The sequence below is a fragment of the Denitrobacterium detoxificans genome (assembly GCF_001643775.1).
In the GTDB taxonomy this organism is placed as follows: domain Bacteria; phylum Actinomycetota; class Coriobacteriia; order Coriobacteriales; family Eggerthellaceae; genus Denitrobacterium; species Denitrobacterium detoxificans.
Map to the genome: position 1 here is coordinate 2,360,684 of NZ_CP011402.1, position 22,682 is coordinate 2,383,365.

A 22,682-nucleotide genomic window follows, 5' to 3' on the forward strand; every position below is an offset into this window, starting at 1 on the left:
CCCAAAGCGCCTTGGCGCGCAGGAGCTACTACGCAACTACGCTACCAGCCACTTGTATTTCTCGACGCTATACAGCGGAATGAGCGGAATCATGATGGGCGTCGTTTTCACGTAGCGCTGATATTCCGGGTCGTCGCCGTACGACTTATTCTGGCGAATCTCCAGCCTGCGGGCACCACCGAACATAACGTAGATAATGCCCAGATAGCCCAGGAGCGCCACGATCCATTGCAGCGGATCGGCGCAAATCGTAATGCCGCCGACAAACACGCCCGTCCAGAACAGCATCTCGCCAAAGTAGTTCGGGCAACGAACGATGCGGAACAGGCCCGTGTCAACGAAGCGACCGGGGTTTACCTTCTTCGCGGCATTCTTCTGCAGGTCGGCCACGGATTCCACCAGCAGTCCCACGAGACTAATGACCATGCCAACGATCAGCAGCGTATCGGACCCAGAGCCATTGGCAATTCGGAAGATGACCGGAGATGTCTGGCACGCATAGAGAAGCGCAGCGGTAATCCAGATGGCGCACTTGGCGACCATGCTCATGCCGTCGCCGCTTTTGATTTCGGTCTTCATCTTGGAGTTGTAGCTCGACGAACGCAGCTCTCGGAAGATAAGGTACCCACCAAGCCTGATACCGTACGCAATGAACAGGATGCAAGCGCACACTATGCCCGCAGTCAGCTGTTCGCGCGCTGCAATAAGCAATGCCACGCCAATGGCCGCAATCGACAGGCCGTAGCCAATCGAGATAAACCAGACGTACTTCTTGAAACCGACGGCGCTAAACACGAGCGCGACGGCCAGCATCGCTACAAACAATAGCATTTCAATCCTCCGAACAAGATTTCGCTACTCGGGTACCCGAACTCCGTACATATGACGCAAAATGAGACGCTTCGCCGTGCGATCGCCAAACAGCTTGGTGACCTGGTCAACCGCAGGACCGCCCTCATCGAATAGCCTTTCTGCGAAGGCCTGCACCTTCGCAGCCTTCTGCTCCCGATCGCAGGCCGGGGCGGAAGCAAGCGACGCCACATAGCCCGCCAGGAAATCCACGGAGGCGTGCGACATCCGCTCCGTCATCCCTTTGGCCTTCTTGTGAAACGAACAGGGATACAGCACATCATCGTACCAACGGGGATCCCCCGCCGGAGCATCGGGAACGTCGGCGTATTGCGCGCGAACGGACTCAAGCGCCTCCAGGCATTCCGCTGGCCAAGGCTGAAGCTGCGTGTCGTACACTTCCGCTATCTGGACCTCGGTGCCAAAGGCCTTCACCCAATCAAGGTTGCAAAGAGGAGCGTTGACGCAGGTAGGAGCAATAACCGCCGTCTCCATGCGCATAAGGCCGAAGAATGCCTTCATCCTCATGACGCACAGATGGCCGACTCCCGAAACCGCCCAACTCTCGGTCTCGAACGTCATACCCTTCGCGGACAGGCGTGCGTCCGCCCCCAGGTCTTCTTGCTGCAATTCGTACGTGTGCTCCAGCGCAGGGATAACGCTGTCGCGAAGCGTCGTTCGTTTTGCCATGAGACCTCCCGTAACCGTGCAAACAGCTTGCGCCATCTGCTTTTTCGCCACCATCCAATTGTACTCGACCTTCGTCGCCGCCCCCAACAACAAGCACTCCACCAGGCCGCAAACAGACCCCTTTGCCCAACGGAAAACACCTCGTAGATTCCAACGCCGTCAGTCGCAACAAGGCCATTTCAACGAATGGTAACAAAGCAGTATCAATTATGAAATGGGAGCGCAACAAAGGACGGGAGCGAAGATGCGCGCCACAGCCCCCACGCGATAATAAGCACGCACAAGCGGTTTCATTCGCTAACGATACCGAAACGAGGGGAAGGATCGAGGATGGCAGAACAGGGCAAGAAATTGACCCCCGAGGAGATACTGGAAGCCGCAAAGGAAGAAGGCTACGCGCTCTCGGACGAAGAGCTTGAAAGTGTCGTCGGTGGCGGCGAGTGGAAAAACGAAGCCTGCCCCAATTGCGGGCATACGGGCACTATGTATTGCCCCGGCTCTGGGGTATCGCGCTGCGGCAAGTGCGGCAGCACCTGGTAGATCAAGCAAATTCCCACGAGGGGTCAAATAAGATAGCCGAGACCGAACGCTCGGCAAACCGACAGGAGGTTCATCATGTGCTTCAGGCCTAGCGCGCTACACGCATCAGAGTCGCAAATCGAAACGGGGACGTGCCCAAGCTGCGGGCAGCCCGTGGCGGCAGACGCCGGCACCACATCCGGCACATGCCCGTACTGCGGCAATCCCATCCCCATCAATTCCACCAACGAGGGTGACGCAAAGAATCCGGGCAACAGCCCCAAGATCCTCTAGAGGGGAACGCACCGCGAGTTGCACTCGCCGCGTTACTGCGCAACCTATAACGTAATCGTAACTAAGGAGAATCCCTCTTACCAGGGACGCTCCTTTGTTGCGTCTGAACGACAACCGCACACACCGCTCACCCAGGAGAACGATGGCAAGGAACGCTTCGAAACGCTTCACGCCCGGAAGGGGCGCGCTCGTCACGCTGGTGCTCGTGGCTATGCTCAACGTGATGGGCGGTGCTGCGGTGGCACCGGCGCTTCCCGCCATAAGCGAAGCCTACCCCGAAGCCTCAGAGGCGATCGTTTCCCTCGTAATTACGCTACCCTCGCTGGCGGTGGCGCTTTCGGGCCTGTTCGTGGGCGTGATAGCCGACCGCGTGGGCAAGGCGCGCACGCTTGTTATCTCGCTCGCGGTGTTCACGGCAGCGGGCCTCTGGGGGCTTGCCGCTCCCACGCTCGAGGCACTGCTCGTAGGTCGCTTCGTGCTTGGCATTGCCATCGCGGGCATTGCGACCACCTCAGCTGCGCTCGCGTCCGAACACTACGACGAGTCGACGCGCGCAAAGGTCTTCAGCTGGCAAAGCGCCGCTTCGGGGGCCAGCGTGCTCGTGCTCGAAACGAGCGGCGGATTCCTCTCGTTGCTCGGGTGGCGCGCTCCCTTTTTGGTCTACGTCGTAGGCTTCGCCCTTCTAGCCCTTGCGGCAGCATTCATACGCGAAGCACGCCGCGACATGCACGGGCACGATCATCCCAGCGACTCCCACCCCAGCAGTGAAGGCGAAGGTCATGACGCGCCTTCCGCGCATGCGACCACGCGCGCCGCGAAGACCACCACATTCGTGCTGGCCGCCTGCTTGGCAGGCGCATTTCTCTCGCAGACCCTTTCCTACCTCGTCCCTTCGAAAATGCCGTATCTCGTCACGGCATTCGGGCAAAGCTCGCTCGTTTCCGGCCTATTCCTTGGGTGCTTTGGCATCGCCAACATCGTGGGACCGCTCGCAAGCGCACGGCTGCAGCAACGCGTTCGCCATTCGCTCATAGCCGCAGGATGCTTCGTCTCGCTGGCCCTGGGTTGCACGCTCATGGCAATCGCGGCAGGGGTATGGATGGTGCTCGCCGGCGCCGTGTTCATCGGCCTGGGCGTGGGATGCGTAACACCCCTGCTCATGGCGCTCATCGCGGCACGCTCGACGCCCGAAAACTCAGGCAAGCACATGGGCGCCCTAGCAACCGCATGCAACCTGGGGCAATTCGCCTGCACGCTGCTTTCCGGAAGCGTGATGGCCCTTGCGGGGACGCATCAAGCCGTGTTTGCCGTTGCAGCCGGCATTGGCATTGCCTCGGCTGCGGCCTCGTTGGCATTGCGACGGAAAATAGACGGATGCTAGCAAGCAGCGGGCAATCGGGCCGCAGCACCCACTAGCCCCAACCATCCAAACGAATGACGTGAAACGCCACGTCAGCCAAAACCTCCTCATCAGGCCCCAGGAAACACTGGGCCTCAAATACCATAAAGTTGGTAACATTTGCCTAACACCCTTCCCCATCTGCGCTTTTACTATATTCAAGGGCGTATGATGTGGGATATGCGCCTTATCGCCACGTTCGATAACGCACGCGACGGCCAGACAAACTGGGGTCATTCCGGGGAAAGAGGCCCGCATGGATAACGCGAGCATCGTGCAGGGGGAAAACGAATCGCAGCTGGCGCGCGGAGTCGCGCTTTCGCGCCGCAGGTTCATCGAGCTTTCGGTGGGCACCATCGTCATGTTGCCCGCAGCGCCTGGGGGCTTCCTCTCGCCATTCGAAGCCGAGCAGGCATACGCCGCCGAAAACGTCGCGAACACCACCAAGATCATCATCGCGAAAAGCTACGAGGCTGGGTTCATCGTGGCGGACATGACCGACGGCAAGAAAGTCCCCGTCGCCGGCGCCAACGTGACTATCACGTCGCAATTCAACAAGAAGAAGCTTTCAGGAACGACTGATAGCTCGGGACGCCTGATCGTGGACATTCGCGAACTGGCGAAAAAGGAAACCGTTGACGGCGTGGCCCATTATTCCTTCTACGCCCAAGTGGACGTAGAAGCCCAGGGATACCGCAAGTTCCGCACGCACCGCGTCTCGGTGGAAGGCGCGCGAGGGGTCCTTCTACCCACGCGCAAGCTATCAGGCGAGATGATCTACCCCGTGGCAATCTCATTCGACGGATGGGACGTGCTCTACACGAAGAACGAGTTTGCCGTCACCGACGCGAACGACGACAAGCACACCCTACGCATCGACCTAGCAACGGGGCTCTACGGCCCCATTACGCTTCGCCTCGTGCACAACGAGACCAAGAAGGTCGTAGCCCAAGCATCGGGAGTCGAAGCCAAGCACACGGAGGCAAGCGCCGAACTCACCAACTTCTTCCTCCTGGCAACCCACGAGAGCACATTCCCCAGCAAGGGAACGTACCACCTGGAAATGATTCAGGGATCGGGCACGTACACGATACCCACCGGCCTCTCCACATGCTCCGCGCCCACGGGCGCCACGAAGGCATCCAGCACGAAGATGTACCTCTCGCCTTTCAACACGGGCACCATGAAACCCCAGATCGAGATCCCGAAGAGCATCCCCGTCATCGGCGGCGACAAGATTCAGGTGTGGACTCCCGACCTGGACGTGGATGTGATGTTCAACCCCTTCGGCTACTTCAAGATTGCCTACAAATCCGAAGAGATTGGGTACAAGTCCAAGAACGGCGAGCCCGACCCCAACGCATGGAAGAGCCACCCGCGCAAGACGTTCGCCGAACAATGGAAGAAGAACAACGAAGCGCGCGAGAAGATGATGAAGAGCGTAGGCGACGCGAAACGCCGAGAAGGCGTCTTCAAGAAGGCGGGCTTTACGAGCAACCTGTCTGCCACCGCCATGTTCGCCGGCATGCTTGCGGGGCGCTGGGGCGAAGACAGCGGACTGTGGCGCGGATTGCTCGGCGTGCAGGGAACGCTCGCGTTCGACTTCTCCTACGCGCAGCAGTTCATGGCCGGACCCATCCCCATCGTCGTCGAATTTGGCTTCAACGCAGGCATTACGCTGGCGCTCACGGTAGCCGTATCGACGCCCGAAATCTTCACGCCCTCGAAGTACCGCATGGATTACGTCAACACGGGCATCAGCCTCACGATACCCATCAGCCTCTCGCTCTCGCTGGGCCTGGGCATCAAGGGCACGCTGACGCTCTCCATCCAGGGCGTTGCCGCATTCACCCTGTTCGTGAACTGCGGCCCCCTTCCCAGCAACGCCACCAAGGAAATGACCAACCCCCATGTCGTGCTGGGACTGAAAATCCAGGCGAACGTCGTGGCCCAAGCGCTCATCTTCACCGTCACGCACACTCTATGGGAGTGGAACAAGCCGGCATTCCACGATAACTGGAAACCCAAGCTCACAGGTCAGTCCGACCTTGAAGCGCAAGACGATGGCAACGAATCGTGGGATACCATCTTCGGCAACGTCGACGACATGGCGATCATCACGGAGGAAAGCCTGGGAGAAGGGTCGGAATTCGAAATCGCATGGGAGACCAAGGAAGTTGATGGGGCTCTCACGGAAGACCAGGTTGCTGGATACTGTGACGATGAAAGCATCGAAAGCTGGCTCTACTGGGGCGATTGCCTGAGCGACGAAGCCGACGAGGACACCTACTGGCTCGACATCGACGACGATGACGAAGAGGGCGACAACACGTCGGGGTTCGTCTTCAACGCCGATGGTTCGGTTTCGGGCTGGGGAACCTGGGACGACATCGACGACGATTCGCTCGACGGCCAATCGCTTTCCACGCAGTCGGACGACGATGGCGCCTTGGCCAGCACCCCGAAGCTCGAACGACACGTCGTGCAATGCGTTACCGACGACGGCATTCCCTATCAGATGACGGCCTTCACGGTCTCCGGGGCGAAGACGCACGGCACGACGGGCCTGTCCGCGCAATCGGAAGACGAGCCCAAGCTTTCGGCGCAAACGACCGTCAGGCACTTCCGCCATTGCTCGGTGAAGAGCAAGCCCAACAAAATCGCCGGCGACGGAACGGCAGTAAAGCGCCCTCGAGCAGCGGCACCCATGCGCATCGCAAGCGATACCGGCCTCGTACCCCAATGCGATACGAAAATCATCCAAAGCGTATTCAGCGACCCCCGAACAAAGGTCGTGAAACTCCACGAGAGCAGCTATCTGTTCCGCATCGCCGCGGTCGATATCAAGGGCTCGAATGGCGCCACCCTGAAGCGCACACGCATCGTCGCGCAGAAGATCGTCGGCACGGGAGAGACGGTCGAACCCATGCGCGTGCTGGACTTCAAGCACACATACGAGCAGAACCCCAGCCTGGACCGCCTGAACGGGCGAGACGACCTCTTCGATTACGACTTCGACATCCGCGTGCGCACCGAAGGCGACTACATCACCGAACTCGATCTGTTCATCATTTCGGGCAAGCGTGCGAACGGCAACAGCACGACCATTGGCCAGGCCGCAAGTGACCAGGTATTCACGCATGCAGTATGCCAGTTCACGCTTACGAATCAGAAGCTCGAAATCAAATACGGCTTCTCGGTAAAGACCTCCGACCCGGCATTCGCCGCCACGGGCAACTCCGCGCATACGTACCACAACTTCTCGTGCCCGCACATCATCGAGACGGCAAAGGGCGAGTACGTTGCGACCTACCTTGACCGCGCGGCCGCAAGCCCCGACAAGGTACTCTCCAACGACGCCGCAAGCGTGGGCCTGGGCGTTTGCTTCACCACGCGCTACGGCAACATGAAGGCCGCCAACGTAAGCAGCCTCATAGCAGCAGCCGACCCCATCACCGATGCGTCAATCTACGAGATGATCACGCTCGAGCGCATCAAGGTGGAAAAGGGCAGCAACAAGAGCGAGACAAGCTGGATTCCCATCATGCTGCGCGGCCAGAGCAAGACGTACCACTACCTGCTGAAAACCGAGGCAACGTCCGTCTACGACAAGCTAGACAGGCCCGCCGCGCAGGTGAGAAGCCTCATGAAGCTCAACGTGGCCGACGCCAACGGCAACGTGCCAACGCGCCTGGTCTCGTGGCCGGGGCGCAGCGCCGTGCTCGCGTCGCTGGGCGGAAAGCTCGTGAAGGGCACGCTCGTGAACCCCGACAGCTCGCCTTCGCTCTCGTTCGAGGAAGTAGGGCCAAGCAACTTCTCAACGTCGGCATTCGGCACCGACAAAACCGGCCATTTCATCTACTGGCCGGCGTGCGAAGAAGGCTCACCTGGCTTCTCCTACGAAAACACCGCGGACGACCCCGAAAAGGCGGAAAGCCTACCCGAAGTCACGCATCACCGCATCATGGCATGCAAGCTGCGCAATGGTAAGTTCTCCGACCCGTTCGTGTTTGCCGAAGTCGCTCACGACATGGACACGCTCGAGGTGATCGGCTCGCAGCAGAACGAAGCCATGGCATTCGTCAGCTGCGACCTGACCGAGGCTACGAAGGGCAAGGCCGATATCTGGTACACATCGCTACCCAACGTGCGATGCGCGAACATCACGGGCGTCGAGGCCCTTTCGGAAATTGCATACCCCGGCGAACCCATGACGCTCAACCTCACGGTACGCAACGATGGCAATACCTTCCTGGCAGGCTTTACGGCCAAGGTGCGCGAGAGGAGCAACGCTCAAACCGTGGCAGAAGTAAAGGTCGTGTTCAAGGACGCAATCGTCGAGTCGGGCTTCAACCCGGCGGACGAAAAGGGCAAGCTGCAGAACGTCGAGGACGATTTTTCGCTTCCCCCGGGAAAGTCCGCCGTATACCAAATCAAGGTGGACGTCCCCTCTTCGTGGACGGGCGAAAAGAGCATGAGCGTCGTAGCCGAAAACACCATTCTGGCAGGCTCGAGCACGATGGGCACCCAATCGCTCAGCGCGCAGGCGGACGACGAAGATTACAGCTTCGACGACAGCGATGCCATTGAGTACTTGGTTGGCACCAGCGAAGACGACTACAGCGATGACGGCATCCCGTTCGACGTCATCGAGGTCCAGTACGAAGACGATCTTGACGACTACGAAGAAGGGTACGATGACGAGTTCGGCGACGCAGCCGTGACGGGCTCCGGCAGCGAGAGCGAGAGCGGGAACGGCAGCAGCAGCGATTCAACGACGGGGTCGTCCACGTACCGGAGCTCGACCGCAAAGACGGCCGATCCGCTCGGCATCGCAAGCGGCGTGCTTGCGGCTGCCGCAGCAGCTGGAGCGGCCATGACGGCATATTCGGCACGACGCCTCGCCAACGAGCGCGCCGAAAGGAACGACGAAGACGACGAAGAGCAATAGCGTTCGAACTACGCAGCAAGGACGCCACGGGTGACAGAGGGACGCACCCGGTGACAGAGGGACGGTTCTTCTGTCACCCGGTGTCGCAGCAGCAATTGGCCAACAAAGGCTCAGCGAACAAGGTGACAGAAGAACCGTCCCCTTGCCACTACCCTTGCCACCCTAGATTGCATCGTTTGAAGGGGGAACAACATGAGCACGAGCCCCGAAAAGGACGCCACGGAATCCAACGCGGAATCCACTCATCCCGCCGACAACGTACCCCATGCCCTACAGGAAGGCGCCGAACGGGTGCGAAAAAGGAATGCGCGCTATCTGGCCGACACCGTTACAGGGCGAACGCGATTCGTGGCAACCGTGCCTTCGATAGGTCTATTCATCGCGTCCGTCGTTATGGCCGTTGGGACGTTTTTAGACCTTGTTGCTTCATCGTATGCATTCGTGATTGGCGAAAGCTCTCTGCACGAGCTCACCATCGAGTACGTCGAATACGCCGACACGTTCTTGCTTGCGGTGGCGCTTTACATACTCTCGATCGGCCTGCTCAGCCTATTCGTGAACGAGAAAATACCCCTGCCCTCGTGGCTCGAATTTCACGATTTCGACGACCTAAAAGAGCGCCTGACCAGCGTCATTAGCGTAATGATTGGCGTGTTCTTCCTAGGGCACGTGCTAAAGGGAGGCCAAGGCATCGAAACCCTGTGGCTTGGCCTAGGGTGCGCCGCCATCATCATCGCCCTCTCCGTGTTCATACGCGCAGCCTTTAACTCCGAGGAGTAGAGCGTTTTCGCCATCCCCGACCGGTCAAACAATACGTTGGACCTTGGATCTTGAAATGCCTCCGGACATCAATGAAGATGGATGGAAACCCCTTACGAATGCAAAGAGCAGGCATGGAAGACAACGTATCCTATAGCGTCATCGATTTCTCGAAAAGCCTCAAGTCAAGCTTCATCGAATCGGATCCCAGCGCCGACAACAGATATGCTCCGCGCATTCTTGCCAACGACGAATCGATGGGAACGAACGTCCTTTCCGTCCTCAAACATGAGTTGCGTGACTGCAAGAGTTTCGACTTCTCGGTCGCGTTCATTACGGATAGCGGCATCCAGACGCTCATCCCCATTCTGCTTGAGCTAAAGAAACGAAATATACCTGGACGAATTCTCACTTCAACGTACCTGAGTTTCAACGACCCTGGGGCTTTGCGGAAACTCCTGGGTTTCCCCAATATCGAAACGCGCATCTATCAGGGAGAACATCACGCTAAAGGCTACTTCTTCGACAAAGACGGACTAGCCACCATCATCATTGGCAGTTCCAACCTCACGCAGAAGGCTCTTACTTGCAACAAGGAATGGAACGTTCTCTTTCACACCTACAAAGGCGGCGATTTGCTTGTCGACGCACGGCGGCAATTCGACGCACTATGGAAGAGCGAACAAAGCGCAGAGCTTACTACCGCATGGATTGACGAATACGAAAAGTATCGCGCCTTCAACAGCCCGAGCAGGCCAACGGCACATGCAAATAACCTCGACGCTATGCCGCCCGAACTTGCGGAGAGCAAGGCGACATCGATTAAGCCAAACAAAATGCAAGAGCATGCCCTGGAAGCGCTCGGCGTACTACACGATACGCAAGAACCACGTGCCCTCCTCGTTTCCGCAACCGGAACAGGAAAGACGTATCTCTCAGCATTCGATGTTGCTTCATCCGAGGCGAAGAACGTCTTGTTCATCGCCCACAGAAAACGCATCCTCTCGGCATCGCAACATAGCTTCGAGAAGGTTCTCAAAGACCGATTCAAATACGTTGCTTACGAGAGCGGCCTTTCACCCAAAGACGGAACATGCATGTTCGCCATGGTTGGCACCCTATCTCAGCACTTAGAGAACTTCAAGCGCGATGCCTTTGATTACATCATCATCGACGAGGCTCACAGAACCGGCGCGAAGAGCTATCAAACCATCCTGGATTACTTCACCCCGAAATTCTGCCTTGGCATGACGGCCACGCCAAGCCGAACGGACGGTTACGACGTATATGGCCTATTCAACAACGTCATCGCCTATCACATTACGCTTCAAGACGCTTTGAGCAACGACATGCTCGCGCCATTTCACTACTTCGGAATTGCGGATTTGGACATCGACGACGAGTCAGTAGACGACCTTTCGTTATTCAACAATCTGACCTCTGAAGAACGCGTCCGGCACATCACGCAAAAGATCGAAGAGTATACGGTCGATAAGGACAATCGCCGCGGCCTTATCTTCTGCAATCGCAATGAAGAAGCAACGAGGCTATCAGAATTGTTCAACGAGCGCGGCTATCGCACCCTCGCAATTAGCGGGGAAACGAATGAAAAACTTCGAGATGCCGCCATCGCAAAGCTCGAAGCCGGAGAGCTGCAATACATCTTCTCGGTAGACATCCTGAACGAGGGCGTAGACATCCCCTCGATAAATCAGATCATCATGCTTCGCCGCACGGAATCGGCAATCGTGTTCGTCCAGCAGCTTGGCCGCGGACTGCGAAAAAGCAAGGACAAGGAATATGCGCTCGTACTCGACTTTATCGGCAATTATCAAAAGAACTACCTGGTCCCCATTGCTCTCTCAGGCGACCGCACCTACAACAAAGACACCTTGCGCAAAGCCGTAAAGGAAGGCGATACCGTCATCCCTGGCTGCTCTACTATCACTTTCGACCGTGTTTCGGAGGCGCGCATTTTCAAAGCGTTAGAACAGGGAAAATTCAGCCAGAAGAGACTCATCTGCGATGAATACGAGCATTTGAAACGCATGTTGGGACGCATCCCACAGCTAGTCGAATTTGACGAAAACGAAGCCATCGACCCGATGATCATCATTAGGAAATACGGCTCATACGCAGCTTTCCTTGAAAAGCACGATGACGACTGCAGCCACAAGTTCACCGATCGGCAGCTCGATATGCTCAAGTTCCTGAGCCAGAAACTCGCCCACGGCAAGCGTCGTGAAGAGCTCATCATGCTGAAGGGCCTCATAGATAACCTCAGCTACACGCTACCCACCTCCGACACGCAAACCCAGGCAAAGCTTTCCGCTTTGCGCAGTGCATCAGCAGTAAACGTTCTTACCGGGTCGTTCTCCAAAGCCGGACAGGAGCTCATCAGCGAAAACGAGGGCGCTCTCGAATTAAGCCCCGCTTTCAAGCGAGCCTTGACGAATACCGAATTCAGGGCGTGCGTGCTCGATGCGATCGCTTTTGGGCTCGCCCGAAACAAACGCCATTACGCAAACACCTACAAGGACACCGATTTCGTACTGAACGCGAAGTACACGCGCGAAGAGATCTGCAGGCTTCTACGCTGGAGCAAAGAGCCCAACTTCCAAAACGTCGGCGGATACTTCCACGATAAAGAAACGAACACGTTTCCCGTATTCGTCAATTATCAGAAAGACCCAACGATCAGCATCACGACGATGTACGAAGACAGGTTCGTCTCTGATCGCGAGTTCATTGCCATTTCGAAAAGCAACCGCAATCTAAGCTCACCCGAAATCAAGAATCTGCAGAATGCGGAGCGTAACGGAATGAGATGCTTCCTGTTCATCCGAAAGAACAAGGAAGACAAAGACGAAAGCACGGAATTCTACTTCCTAGGAGAAATGCATCCCACTGGTAAATTCAAGCAGATTGTCATGCAGGGTACGACCACGACGGCTGTCGAGATTTGGTATCGACTCGAAACGCCCGTAAAGGCAGACTTGTACGACTATTTCCTAAGCGATCTCGATGCGATTGCGGCTAAATAACGTTTGAAGCCTCAATCGCCTCAACCACCTGAATATCAGCGGGGAGCCATTTGACTTCCCGCAGGTTGTCGGAATTCAGCCAGCGGGCAGCATGATGCTCAAGAAGCTCAAACTCATCGTCAATGAGCTTGCACACGTAACAACGCATGCTCAAATGGAACGTTGAGTAATCGTACTCCGCAGTGCACAGGTAGCTTTCAACCGAAATGGATGCGTTAAGCTCCTCGCGAATCTCGCGAACGAGAGCTTGTTCGGGAGTCTCCCCCTCATCTACTTTGCCACCAGGGAATTCCCACCAGCCTTCGAATTCGCCATAGCCTCTTTCGGTGGCCAGCACCGAGTCGTCTCGCACGATAATCGCTGCAACAACCTCTACGCGCTTCAAATCCATTCCTGCTCCTGCTCTTAGACCAAACGGGGCCATTGTAGCCGATCGTCAAAGAGATTAATCACGGGAGGCCAATCACATACAAGAATCGAACGCCAGCCTCACGAACCAGCCCCTTTATGCCCAATCACGGGGTAAGCCCAAACAACTAACTCGTTTGCATGAAACGCAGTAACAAGCACGCACTCAAACTTATCCGAATCTCAAATTCGGATAAGTTTGAGTGCTATACTACGAAGTAGATATATACGATTGCCTAATTTAGATAAGTTTCGGGCACAGCAAGGAAAGCGATGGAGTACAAGGAGCTTACGAAACTCTATCACATGGATGCAAGCAGTTCGCGCGACCAGGCGGCTGCCGAAGAGCTCCGCGCACGCCGCAACGCCGAATCCTCATTCCATACGCACTTCGAAACGCCCAATGGCGAACTCTTTTTTGCGGTCCCGCGAGAGCTGTCCCTTCTAAGCGAGCGCATCCTGCGTACCGAACGCGAAGTATCTAGCGCGCTCAACGCTCTTCCCGAAATTGTCGGAAGTGCGATTCTGCGCAGCATGGTCCTCGATGAGGTCGTTTGCACCAACGCCATCGAAGACATTCACAGCACGCGCAGGCAAATCAAAGACGCGCTCGATGCCGCTCAAAGCGACAGCGCGGATTTCAGGCGCTTCAAGGAATTAGCCGTCCTGTACATGAACCTTGTCGACGGATCCGGGACGCTTCCCGCATCCCCCGCCGACATTCGCGCCATTTACGACAAGGTCACTGCTGGGGAGATAGCGCCAGCCGACCTTCCGGATGGAATACTCTTCCGCAGGGAAGGAGTCGATATCACCGCTGGCGGCGTGCGCGTTCTTCATCGCGGACTCGAACCCGAATCGCGCATCATCAAGGCAATGGAAGAGATGCTTGCCCTCGCAAGCAGCGATGCCATGCCGTCCCTGTACAGCGCCATAGCTTCGCACTACATCTTCGAACACGCTCATCCGTTCTACGATGGGAATGGCAGAACGGGCAGGTATCTTCTATCGCTCTTCCTAAGCGAGCCGCTCTCGATTCCCACCGCCCTCTCGCTATCGAGCACGATAGCCGACCATAAATCAGCCTATTACCAGGCGTTCAAATCCGTGGAAGAGAAGCTCAATCACGGCGAACTCACGTTCTTCATCTACACCATGCTCGAATTCATCCGCGAAGCGCAGCTCGCTATCATCAAGAGGCTCGAAGCGTGCGCCCGAAAGCTCGACGAACTAGATGGCATCATGGGCAACATAACAAGCAATGTGAAGCTGAGAAGCAAAGAGGCGCAGGTAATCCACCTTCTCCTGCAGTACAAGGCATTCGGCCTGTTCGGGGATGCCTCCGTACAGGAAATCGCTGATTACCTGGGCGTTGGAAAGCAGCAGGCAAGGAAATACATTGCCGCCCTGGAAGAGAGAGGCATCTGCCAAAAGCTAAACAGCTACAACCCCATCACGTTCAAGCTAACGGATGAGTTCATCGCCACGTACGACGCGTAACGCACCCTGCCAGGGGCGAGCAACTATCTCCGCACCTAGCTGGTAGGCGCGTTAACTCGTTGGGGAACACGGTTTCATGCCGCTGACGGCGCGCCTCAGCGTCGAACATGTCCCAATCGTATCGATCGTAGTTCTTCACCTGCATAGTCTCGCCAACGACAAAGGTGACAGAGGGACGGTTCTGTTGTCACCCCCTAGTTCATCGAGTGCCTTTGCGCACGGCTTCCATAACGGCCTCAACGCCGGCCATGAAGTCCGACTCCTTGCAGAGCGCGATGCCCTGCCCCTCCTCACCAAGAACGACAAGCTTGTCACCAGGCCGTATACCAAACACCTCGCGCGCTTCCTTGGGAATGACGACCTGCCCACGCTCGCCCACCTTTACGTTGCCGAACAGGTGCTTGCCCCTTGGGGGCGCGCCAAGCCCAGTCCCGACCGAGTCAAAATGAGCAAGCGTATCCATCGTGCATCCCAACGCATCGGCAAGCGCGGCGGCATGCTCCAGGTCGGGCGAGGTCTCGCCAGACTCCCACTTCGCAACCGTCTGGCGCGACACGCCAACCACCTCGGCAAGCCTCTCCTGCGTAAGCCCCTTCGCCTGGCGCGTTGCTTGGATGTTTGCCCCGATTCCCATCTAGGCTACCTCAAAAATAAGGTCGAACTCGACCGTCTTGCCCGTCGGGCCCTGCGTCACGGGGAACCAGCCCGCGTAGCGCTTTCCCTCGGCAGCCATGAGATCGATGATCTCGCGATGGCTCTCCATGTCGGCATTCATCGCGTAGTTGTTCTTGTCCAACTTCACCCTCACGTACTCGTAGCGCATCGTTCGCTCCTTTCATACGATTCATACCTCGCATGCAATGGTATATCGCGCCGAACGGCAGCTCCACCAACCGAAGGCGGCAATTGCCCGCACGCTATGTAAGGTTCGATTGACAAAGCCGGCGTCGGGCAATGCATCAAGCAGCGCGGGTGACAGAGGGACGGTTCTGTTGTCACCCCTCATCCAGGATGGTTGGCCACCGAGGACCCAGCGCCGGGTGACAGAAGAACCGTCCCTCTGTCACCAGGAGCCTACGGCCGCGCGCTACCCATTACCAAGCTTTTCGATAAGCTCATCACGCGTATGCACGCCCAGCTTTCGATAGGCGCTCTTTATGTGGCTCTGCGCCGTGCTCGTGGAAATGAAGAGCGTGGCCGCAACCTTCTTGATGCTGTGCCCGCGCGAAAACAGCTCGGCCACTTCCATTTCGCGCGCCGTGAGGTGATATGCCTGAGCGATGGACAGTGAGTCCGCCTGCTCAGCCGAATCCGACGCCGCTTCTACCTGCACGGGCGCCTCTGCGGCAAAGGAAAGCGCGGGGGCGGAAGCTTTCTTCGCATTCCGCAACACGATAACACCCAGGAAAGCAATAATGAGCGCCAGCAGGACAAACACGATTACGAGAACGAGCATTTCCGAAGCGGCCAGCCGCTTTGTGCCGCTTATGAGCAGCAACGAAGGCGTAAGCGAATAGCTGATGATCCACGAAAGCGCTTCCACGAAGATGCTGCACGCCACAAACACGGGCACGAAGGGCAACTTGCCGCGTTTCACCATGTTGCACAGCAGAATCCACAGGAAGAAGTCGAGCGTAGAACGCGATACCACAACCACCTGGCCACCAACGAAATCGGGTCCGGCCACAAGAAACGCGAAGGCGCCCAGGAAAAAGCACAGGGCCAGGGCGACCCAACACTTGAGCACCATCACTTCCACGTTGGAGGCATCGTTGGGGTCTTCGCCTGCACCCTGGAAGAAGCGGCCCCTCTGATAGAGAACGCACACCGCTAGAACGGCCACAGCCATGGCGATGGAAATGGGCCAGCGGAAGTCGGTAGCGCCGCCTAGGTCCACGATGCCGCGCACGAAACTGCCCGCCAAAAGGAAGGCAATGAAGAGCAGCACGTAGGGATCGGTCTTCTTGATAACGGCGGAAAGCCCCAACGCGGGACCCGCCGCTTCTCCCGTTGCGGGATGCGGCAGCGCATACCAGCAGAGCGCGGCACACAGCGGCGATGCAACGGCGATGGCATCGCGCACCTGGCTATTGAATCCCAGGCAGGAAAGGACCACCAAGCTTAGCACGTACGAAAGGGCCAGCAGCGTTATAGCGCGAGCACTGAACACGCGCACGAAATAGCGCGCCCAGGCCAGGCAGGCGGCGAAGAACCCCAGAGCCACAAGGGGGACCGAAACTACCTGCAGCGCAGAGACGCCCGCAGCGCCCGAGGAAGCAACCGCGCACCACGCGCCCACGCTTCCCGCAGCCCCTGCCGCTACCACGCTTACAGGATGCTTTCGCAGCAACGTTTCAATGCGCGGGGCAAGGGGAATGGCCAGGGCGCACAACACCAACAGCACCAGCATGACCGCCACGTACAACATGGCATGGCCCCCGCTTTCCGCCGATGTGGCCAGCGGGTACAGCGCCTGAAAAAACGCCTGGTGCCGAAAGTACACCCAGAAAAACGCCATGCCGATCATGGCGATACAGTAGTCCCTTGTTCTCCCCGTACCGTTCAAGCAAATTCCCTCCGTTGCTGGTCATTGTACCCGAACTGGCACCCTTCGAAGCGCGACAAGGGGCAAGCGGCCGCCTACGGAAACCCAGATTGAATAACTCCAGGTGAAATGGTGGGTGAATTGAAATATCCCCTATTTTATGGTCGGGAATTTCGGGAATACACGGATTTTATGGGAGGTAGCAGGCGGGCGCTTTTTGCATAGTCGCAGTAACGCAACGCGAAACAAGGAGCGCGGATGCGGAACCTACGAGATGCGAGGAAAGGGAGATCATGAGCATCGGTAGAAGGGAATTTCTGAAAGGAAGCGCCCTCGTTGGAGGGGCAGCGGCGCTAAGCGGACTCGTGGCAGGTTGCTCGGGTGGCACCAAGGACAAGGCGAAGGAAGCTTCTTCCAGCAGCGCGTACCCCGAGGGCACCACGGCGGAAGACTTCGAGAATTCCGTGGTGGAAGTGGAAACCATCACGAAGTTCGATGACGAGAAGACCTACGACATCGTGGTGGTAGGCGCTGGCACCGCCGGCGTGCCGGCCGTGCTCACCGCGCTGGAAGAAGGCGCGAGCGTGGCCTGCCTGCAGAAGGAAAGCACCGCCATCGCAAACGGCAACGGCTCTTCGGGCCCCATCCTGGACGAGAGCAACGAGATTGGCAAGCTGCAGTACAAGCAGGCCTGGCGCAAAGCCGGCGGATACCGCATGAACCCCGATCTTCTCGACCTGTACGTAGAGCACGCAGGCGAAATGATCATGTGGATGCTCGCCCAGAGCGACCAGGTGGGCCTGCTTCCCGTAACGTCGAAAACGCGCACCGACTTCGACGAGGGCAGCTACATTACCGTGGCAAGCAACAACTTCTCACCCAAGCCCATCAACAACCAGACCATCATGCAGAAGCTGGCCGACCACGCCGTGGAACTGGGCGCCGACATTTTCTACAGCACTCCTGCCGTGCAGCTGGTTGTGGAGGACGGCAAGGTCACGGGCGTCGTGGGCCGCAGCGATGGCAAGCACATCAAGTTCAACGCCACGAAAGCCGTCATCATCGCCGCGGGCGACTACCAGAACAACGACAGCCTGGTGGCGCGTTACTCCCCCGACATCGTTCGCTTCCAGAAGAAGCAGGTCAACAAGACGGCCGACGGCATTCTCATGAGCATGATGGCAGGCGGCCGCATGACGCCCGTCAACCACGCCAAGACCATGCACGACATGGACGCCGCCCCGATGTTCATGACCTCCTACCCCTTCATGGCGCTCACCATGGAAGGCGAACGCTTCATGAACGAGGACATTCCCATGGAATCGTGGGACCTTTCGCTGCAGTGGAACAAGGACGCCGAAGACCCCGGCCACTTCTGCCGCATCTTCGATAACGACTACATGGCGAAATACGGCGCGAAGACGCCCATCGCCACGCTGGAGAACTACATCCCCGGCTACAAAGAGAACCCCGAAGGCGTGTACACGAGCCTCATCGACACGCACCGCGCCGACACGCTCGACGAGCTGGCCACCCAGCTGGGCATTCCCGCGAACGCCCTGAAGAAGAGCGTGGAAAAGTGGAATGCGTACTGCGCCAACGGCGTGGACGAAGAATTCGGCCTGGCGAAGGACAAGATGAAGCCCATCGACACGCCGCCGTACTGGGGCGTAAGGCAGTGGATTCGCTGCAGCGCCATCAATTCCGGCGTGGAAATCGACGGATTCTGCCGCGTACTCGACAAGGACGACAAGCCCATCCCCGGCCTGTATTCAGTAGGCTCGGGCGCAGGTAACGTCTGCGGTGGCCTGGAATGGAACCTCTACCAGGGCGGTCTGTGCTGCGGTTCCTACATGACCATGGGCCGCTACGCCGTCATCCACGCCCTTACTGGCGGCCTTACGCCGTCCCACCCCGCCAGCTACGCTGACAGCACGAAGTACTGGAAGTCGTAGTACTCAACCTAATCCCTCCCGCGACGCGGCGACTGTTGCAAAACGGTCGCCGCGTTTGCGTTTGCCCCCATGTGACAGAGGGTGACAGAGGGACGGTTCTGCTGTCACCTTGTAAACGGTCGCCGCGGGTGACGCAGGGACGGTTCTGCTGTCACTCCGTCCGTTGGACGCTCAGGTGACACGGGGATGGTTCTGCCGTCGCCCTTCAGCAACGGTTGGGCATTTGACGGTACAGCGCGGGGTGACAGAAGAACCGTCCCTCTGTCACCTTTATTCGCCTGGGAAAGCGAGATGGACTCGATGACGTCAATCATTTCCTGGCGATCGGAAACGCCCAGCTTCTCATAGAGATGCGAGATATGCGTCTTCACCGTACTGCGCGAAATGAACAGGCGCTGAGAAATATGCGGCACGCTGCGGCCGCGCACGATAAGGCTGAGCACTTCGGCTTCACGCGGCGAAAGGCCAAAGCGAGCGATGGCCTCTTCGCACTGCCGGGCGAAGTACAGCACTTCGGCACGCGGATAGTCTATTGCGGGGTTCAGCTGCTCGCGCTCGAACAGGTCAGTCTGATCGAGCATGATAACGGCAACCACCACCAGCATGCTCGCGCCGCTGATGAGGTTCACCATCAGGCTATCGCCCATGTGCAGCAAGCCTTCCAGCACCACCATGAGGATGACGGTGAAAAACGGCGTGCTGCTTTCGATGGCGCGACACCAGCTGAACACGCGACGAGCGTCCACACCCGTCTTACGACAGGCGTTCGCGAACAGCGCGAAGCAGAACAGGTCGAAGCAGGTGTAGCCAATGGAAATAAGAGCGGCACCCACATTCGTCTCGAAATTCAGCGTGGCCACCAGCAGAATGCCCGCCGTGATGAGCGGGAGCACCACCTTGTAGATGTACGACTGCGAAAACGCGCCGCCCGTGACAAGCGCCAGCACCAGCAGCACGGTAACCACGCCGCCGCTACCCACAATAACCAGCTGGCCCAGCCCCTGCACACCAGCGCTCGCCTGGGCCCACGGAATGCTCGTCCACGTAACGATGCCGAATAGAAAGAAGACGAGGAGAATGCGCCAAGTAAGGCCGATGAACGTTTCACGACCCACCACCCGGTGCTCGGGCAGCTTCATGCGGCTGGCGCGCAGCACCAACGCCATGGACAAAGGCAGAGCGACCGCCACGAACGCCACGCGCAGAACCTGCGGGCAGGAAAGCATGACCAGGCAGGCCGCAAGCGCCAGGATAAACGAAATGAGCGTGTACGCGGTGATGCGGAACGCGTCGAGCCGCGCATACTGCGAGCCCCACGCCACGATGACCCAGCACGAGCCCAGGCGCGCAATGGCATCCGCCACCAGGCGCACCACGCCAGCGTCGATGCCATCAACCTGCACCAGCAATGCGGCGACAACCGTTGCTACGCCGGCGACGACGGTGCCGATGAGCCCAACGAAGTTGAACGACTGCAGCTTATGAAGCCCCACGCCGATTGCTACGAAGCCGGCCGTAGCGGCCGCACTGGTAACGAGAATCGAAAAATACGGCACGGGATTGTACGCTTCCGCCGCCACTGCGTGCTCACAGTAGATCGTGCAGAGGTCCCACGCATAGAAAAGGGCCAGGCCGCACACGAACAGCAACGCGTAAGGACCATCAAAGAGCCTGGTCAGATTGGTTCGTACTTTTTGTCCGATACCTATTTGGATCGATTTGTCCATTCTTGCGGATACCCCTTGCCTTTGCACCCTCATACCATCGTCCTCACCCGCTTCCCCCAGCGGATGGAGGCATTCAGCGTGACGCCTTGCGGCAATTCAGCAGCCATTATAGCCAACGCGCACGCTGGCCTCGCTTCATGCGAGGAAGCGCAACAAGGAAGCATAAACAAGGGAGGAATCATGACCGCAAACCATGCCGTATCGCGCCGCGGATTCGTAGGCGCCGCCGCAACCGCCGCTGCCGCGCTGGCGCTGACCGCCACCGGCTGCGCACCCGCCAAGAGCGAAAAGGAAGCCGCAAAGAGCGCATCCGCCGCAGGCAGCACTTCGGGCGAAACCCTGCTGCCCAATCTGGAAAACCTCGAGTTCCACAAGCCCAACCCGGCGCCCGTTGCCTTCGTGGAAGAGTCCATCTCCGATGCCGAAATCGTGGAAACCGTCGACTGTGATGTCGTGGTATGCGGCGCAGGCATGGCGGGTGCCACCGCTGCCGCTTCGTGCTCGCAAAACGGCCTTTCCACGGTGCTGCTGGAAAAGGGCAGCACGTTCGCCGCACGCGGCAGCGAAATCGGCGCCATCGGCGACCGCGCCCACGAAGCTGCAGGCGTGGAAATCGACAAGCAGAAGTTCCTGAACGATGCCATGGCCAGCGCCGACTACCGCGCCGACCGCAACGTGTGGCTGCAGTTCATCAACCGTTCCGGCGAGGCCATGAACTGGGCCATGGACACGTCCGAAGCCACCGAGGGCAGCAAGTGCGGCGCATTCACCGTGGTGGGCGCCAACACCGAAAGCGACGGCGTGACCACATGGGCAAGCGGCGTACGCGTGGCTGGCGGCACGTCCGCGCTCGTTGAAATGATGATTGAAAACGCCAAGAGCCATGGCGCTGACGTGCGCTACAACACGCCTGCCTGTCAGATCATGCGCGACGGCGACGGTGCCGTGACCGGCGTGATTGCAAAGGGCGATTCGGGCTACATTAAGTTCAACGCCATGAAGGGCGTGGTGCTGGCAACCGGCGGCTACGATCAGAACTGGGATATCCTCTCCCAGGTAGCCCGTCCGCGCGACCTTGCCGTAAACGCCTGGATCAACCCCACGCTCACCGAAGCCGGCGATGGCCACCTCATGGGCCAGGCCGTGGGCGCTGCCGTGGACGACTACCCGCACGTGCTCATGAACGACCCTGCGGGCTCCACCGTAGGCAAGCGAGCCAACGGCGCCATCTTTGCCTTCCCCCGCGTGAACGCCGAGGGCAAGCGCTTCGTAAACGAGAGTCTCTCGTTCGAATTCCTCACGAACGCCATCATGTATCAGCCCGGTGCCCGCGACTACCTGCTTATGTCGGGCGACCTGGAAGCTGCGTTCGACGCCATGAAGGGCGTTATCCCCTGGAAGGGCAGTGACCTGGTGGAGCAGTGCAAGGACGTGCTCATCGAAGCCAACAGCATCGAAGAGCTGGCCGGCAAGATCGGCGTGGACAAGGACGCCCTGCAGGCCACCGTTGATCGCTACAACGAGTTCTGCGCCAAGGGCGTGGACGAGGACTTCGGCAAGAACCCCACCACCCTACTGCCCATGGACAAGGCGCCGTTCTACGCGCTGGAGGAAAGCGGTTCGTGCCTGGTTACGGTAAGCGGCCTGAAGATCAACGCGAAGTCGCAGGTGCTCGACACGAAGGGCCAGGCCATCGAGGGTCTGTATGCCCTGGGCAACACGAGCGGCTCGATGTTCTTCGGCACCTACCCGCATCACATCAGCGCCATCAGCCATGGCCGCTGCGTGTGCTTCGGCTACCTGGTTGGCCGCACGCTCGCTGGTCTAGAATAGCAACTAGCTAATACACGTTCGGAAAGCCCGCTTCTGCGGGCTTTCTTTTTGCGCGCACAAAGCGGCATGCGGGTAAACATCGGCGCATCCACGACCCAAAGGGTGACAGAAGAACCGTCCCTCTGTCACCCGTCGAAGAACCGTCCCCCTGTCACCCGTCCCGCGCAACCGCCCGTTCGTTGACAACGCCGCTGCGCACCCCGAAAATG

The 22,682-nt window shown here is 58.4% G+C and carries 15 protein-coding genes; 8 read left to right on the forward strand and 7 right to left on the reverse strand.

Annotated features, from left to right (window positions below; genetic code table 11):
• Positions 1-36: 36 nt before the first annotated feature.
• Entirely contained in the window at positions 37-831 is a 795-nt protein-coding gene (locus tag AAY81_RS09645; RefSeq protein ID WP_066664497.1) for a DUF1295 domain-containing protein, read from the reverse strand.
• Positions 832-855: 24 nt separating this feature from the next.
• Positions 856-1,539 (reverse strand): hypothetical protein, encoded by a 684-nt coding sequence (locus AAY81_RS09650; RefSeq protein ID WP_143117291.1) that lies wholly within the window; start codon positions 1,537-1,539, stop codon positions 856-858.
• A gap of 330 nt (positions 1,540-1,869) precedes the next feature.
• Between AAY81_RS09650 and AAY81_RS09655 the strand changes: the two genes are divergently transcribed.
• The 5 genes from AAY81_RS09655 (at position 1,870) to AAY81_RS09675 (ending at position 12,505) form a co-directional block, all read left to right on the forward strand.
• Positions 1,870-2,079 (forward strand): hypothetical protein, encoded by a 210-nt coding sequence (locus AAY81_RS09655; protein WP_066664504.1) that lies wholly within the window; start codon positions 1,870-1,872, stop codon positions 2,077-2,079.
• Between the two features lie 415 nt (positions 2,080-2,494).
• Positions 2,495-3,733 (forward strand): MFS transporter, encoded by a 1,239-nt coding sequence (locus tag AAY81_RS09660; RefSeq protein ID WP_066664513.1) that lies wholly within the window; start codon positions 2,495-2,497, stop codon positions 3,731-3,733.
• A gap of 274 nt (positions 3,734-4,007) precedes the next feature.
• Positions 4,008-8,702 carry a carboxypeptidase-like regulatory domain-containing protein gene (locus AAY81_RS09665; protein WP_066664514.1) on the forward strand — a complete coding sequence of 1,565 codons (4,695 nt, stop codon included), beginning with the start codon at positions 4,008-4,010 and terminating at the stop codon, positions 8,700-8,702.
• A 192-nt stretch (positions 8,703-8,894) separates the two neighbouring features.
• Positions 8,895-9,482: a YqhA family protein gene (locus AAY81_RS09670; RefSeq protein WP_082867984.1), complete on the forward strand. Its 588-nt coding sequence runs from the start codon at positions 8,895-8,897 to the stop codon at positions 9,480-9,482.
• A gap of 113 nt (positions 9,483-9,595) precedes the next feature.
• A complete protein-coding gene (locus tag AAY81_RS09675) occupies positions 9,596-12,505 on the forward strand; it encodes a DEAD/DEAH box helicase (protein ID WP_169815818.1) in 2,910 nt (969 codons plus the stop codon).
• On the opposite strand, the gene AAY81_RS09680 is transcribed toward AAY81_RS09675, so the two are convergent.
• Positions 12,498-12,896 (reverse strand): (deoxy)nucleoside triphosphate pyrophosphohydrolase, encoded by a 399-nt coding sequence (locus AAY81_RS09680; RefSeq protein WP_240480589.1) that lies wholly within the window; start codon positions 12,894-12,896, stop codon positions 12,498-12,500. The genes AAY81_RS09675 and AAY81_RS09680 overlap by 8 nt on opposite strands.
• A 290-nt stretch (positions 12,897-13,186) precedes the next feature.
• Here AAY81_RS09680 and AAY81_RS09685 point away from each other — a divergent pair, with 290 nt between their 5' ends.
• A complete protein-coding gene (locus AAY81_RS09685) occupies positions 13,187-14,413 on the forward strand; it encodes a Fic family protein (protein WP_066664515.1) in 1,227 nt (408 codons plus the stop codon).
• A 199-nt stretch (positions 14,414-14,612) separates the two neighbouring features.
• Here AAY81_RS09685 and AAY81_RS09690 read toward each other — a convergent pair whose 3' ends face one another.
• The 3 genes from AAY81_RS09690 to AAY81_RS09700 all read right to left on the reverse strand — a co-directional run bounded on the left by AAY81_RS09690 (position 14,613) and on the right by AAY81_RS09700 (position 16,931).
• The gene (locus tag AAY81_RS09690) at positions 14,613-15,047 is read right to left on the reverse strand and encodes a helix-turn-helix domain-containing protein (protein ID WP_066664525.1); all 435 of its coding nucleotides are present in this window, start codon (positions 15,045-15,047) and stop codon (positions 14,613-14,615) included.
• Positions 15,048-15,236, reverse strand: coding sequence for a DUF4177 domain-containing protein (locus AAY81_RS09695; RefSeq protein WP_066664527.1), 189 nt, complete (start codon positions 15,234-15,236; stop codon positions 15,048-15,050).
• A 264-nt stretch (positions 15,237-15,500) separates the two neighbouring features.
• On the reverse strand, positions 15,501-16,931 hold the full coding sequence (locus tag AAY81_RS09700) for a LuxR C-terminal-related transcriptional regulator (protein ID WP_169815819.1): 1,431 nt from the start codon (positions 16,929-16,931) through the stop codon (positions 15,501-15,503).
• A 320-nt stretch (positions 16,932-17,251) separates the two neighbouring features.
• Between AAY81_RS09700 and AAY81_RS09705 the strand changes: the two genes are divergently transcribed.
• Positions 17,252-18,913, forward strand: coding sequence for an FAD-binding protein (locus tag AAY81_RS09705; RefSeq protein ID WP_066664532.1), 1,662 nt, complete (start codon positions 17,252-17,254; stop codon positions 18,911-18,913).
• 104 nt (positions 18,914-19,017) lie between these two features.
• On the opposite strand, the gene AAY81_RS09710 is transcribed toward AAY81_RS09705, so the two are convergent.
• Complete coding sequence (locus AAY81_RS09710; protein ID WP_169815820.1) at positions 19,018-20,640, reverse strand: helix-turn-helix transcriptional regulator; 1,623 nt, start codon at positions 20,638-20,640, stop codon at positions 19,018-19,020.
• Between the two features lie 180 nt (positions 20,641-20,820).
• Between AAY81_RS09710 and AAY81_RS09715 the strand changes: the two genes are divergently transcribed.
• On the forward strand, positions 20,821-22,473 hold the full coding sequence (locus tag AAY81_RS09715; RefSeq protein ID WP_066664538.1) for an FAD-dependent oxidoreductase: 1,653 nt from the start codon (positions 20,821-20,823) through the stop codon (positions 22,471-22,473).
• The last annotated feature ends 209 nt before the right edge of the window (positions 22,474-22,682 follow it).

What these genes read in the sequence shown, in the direction of transcription:
- AAY81_RS09645 (WP_066664497.1), bottom strand. Translation starts at nt 831, where the DNA reads ATGCTATTGTTTGTAGCGATGCTGGCCGTCGCGCTCGTGTTTAGCGCC.
- AAY81_RS09650 (WP_143117291.1), bottom strand. Translation starts at nt 1,539, where the DNA reads ATGGCAAAACGAACGACGCTTCGCGACAGCGTTATCCCTGCGCTGGAG.
- AAY81_RS09655 (WP_066664504.1), top strand. Translation starts at nt 1,870, where the DNA reads ATGGCAGAACAGGGCAAGAAATTGACCCCCGAGGAGATACTGGAAGCC.
- AAY81_RS09660 (WP_066664513.1), top strand. Translation starts at nt 2,495, where the DNA reads ATGGCAAGGAACGCTTCGAAACGCTTCACGCCCGGAAGGGGCGCGCTC.
- AAY81_RS09665 (WP_066664514.1), top strand. Translation starts at nt 4,008, where the DNA reads ATGGATAACGCGAGCATCGTGCAGGGGGAAAACGAATCGCAGCTGGCG.
- AAY81_RS09670 (WP_082867984.1), top strand. Translation starts at nt 8,895, where the DNA reads ATGAGCACGAGCCCCGAAAAGGACGCCACGGAATCCAACGCGGAATCC.
- AAY81_RS09675 (WP_169815818.1), top strand. Translation starts at nt 9,596, where the DNA reads ATGGAAGACAACGTATCCTATAGCGTCATCGATTTCTCGAAAAGCCTC.
- AAY81_RS09680 (WP_240480589.1), bottom strand. Translation starts at nt 12,896, where the DNA reads ATGGATTTGAAGCGCGTAGAGGTTGTTGCAGCGATTATCGTGCGAGAC.
- AAY81_RS09685 (WP_066664515.1), top strand. Translation starts at nt 13,187, where the DNA reads ATGGAGTACAAGGAGCTTACGAAACTCTATCACATGGATGCAAGCAGT.
- AAY81_RS09690 (WP_066664525.1), bottom strand. Translation starts at nt 15,047, where the DNA reads ATGGGAATCGGGGCAAACATCCAAGCAACGCGCCAGGCGAAGGGGCTT.
- AAY81_RS09695 (WP_066664527.1), bottom strand. Translation starts at nt 15,236, where the DNA reads ATGCGCTACGAGTACGTGAGGGTGAAGTTGGACAAGAACAACTACGCG.
- AAY81_RS09700 (WP_169815819.1), bottom strand. Translation starts at nt 16,931, where the DNA reads ATGGCGTTTTTCTGGGTGTACTTTCGGCACCAGGCGTTTTTTCAGGCG.
- AAY81_RS09705 (WP_066664532.1), top strand. Translation starts at nt 17,252, where the DNA reads ATGAGCATCGGTAGAAGGGAATTTCTGAAAGGAAGCGCCCTCGTTGGA.
- AAY81_RS09710 (WP_169815820.1), bottom strand. Translation starts at nt 20,640, where the DNA reads ATGGACAAATCGATCCAAATAGGTATCGGACAAAAAGTACGAACCAAT.
- AAY81_RS09715 (WP_066664538.1), top strand. Translation starts at nt 20,821, where the DNA reads ATGACCGCAAACCATGCCGTATCGCGCCGCGGATTCGTAGGCGCCGCC.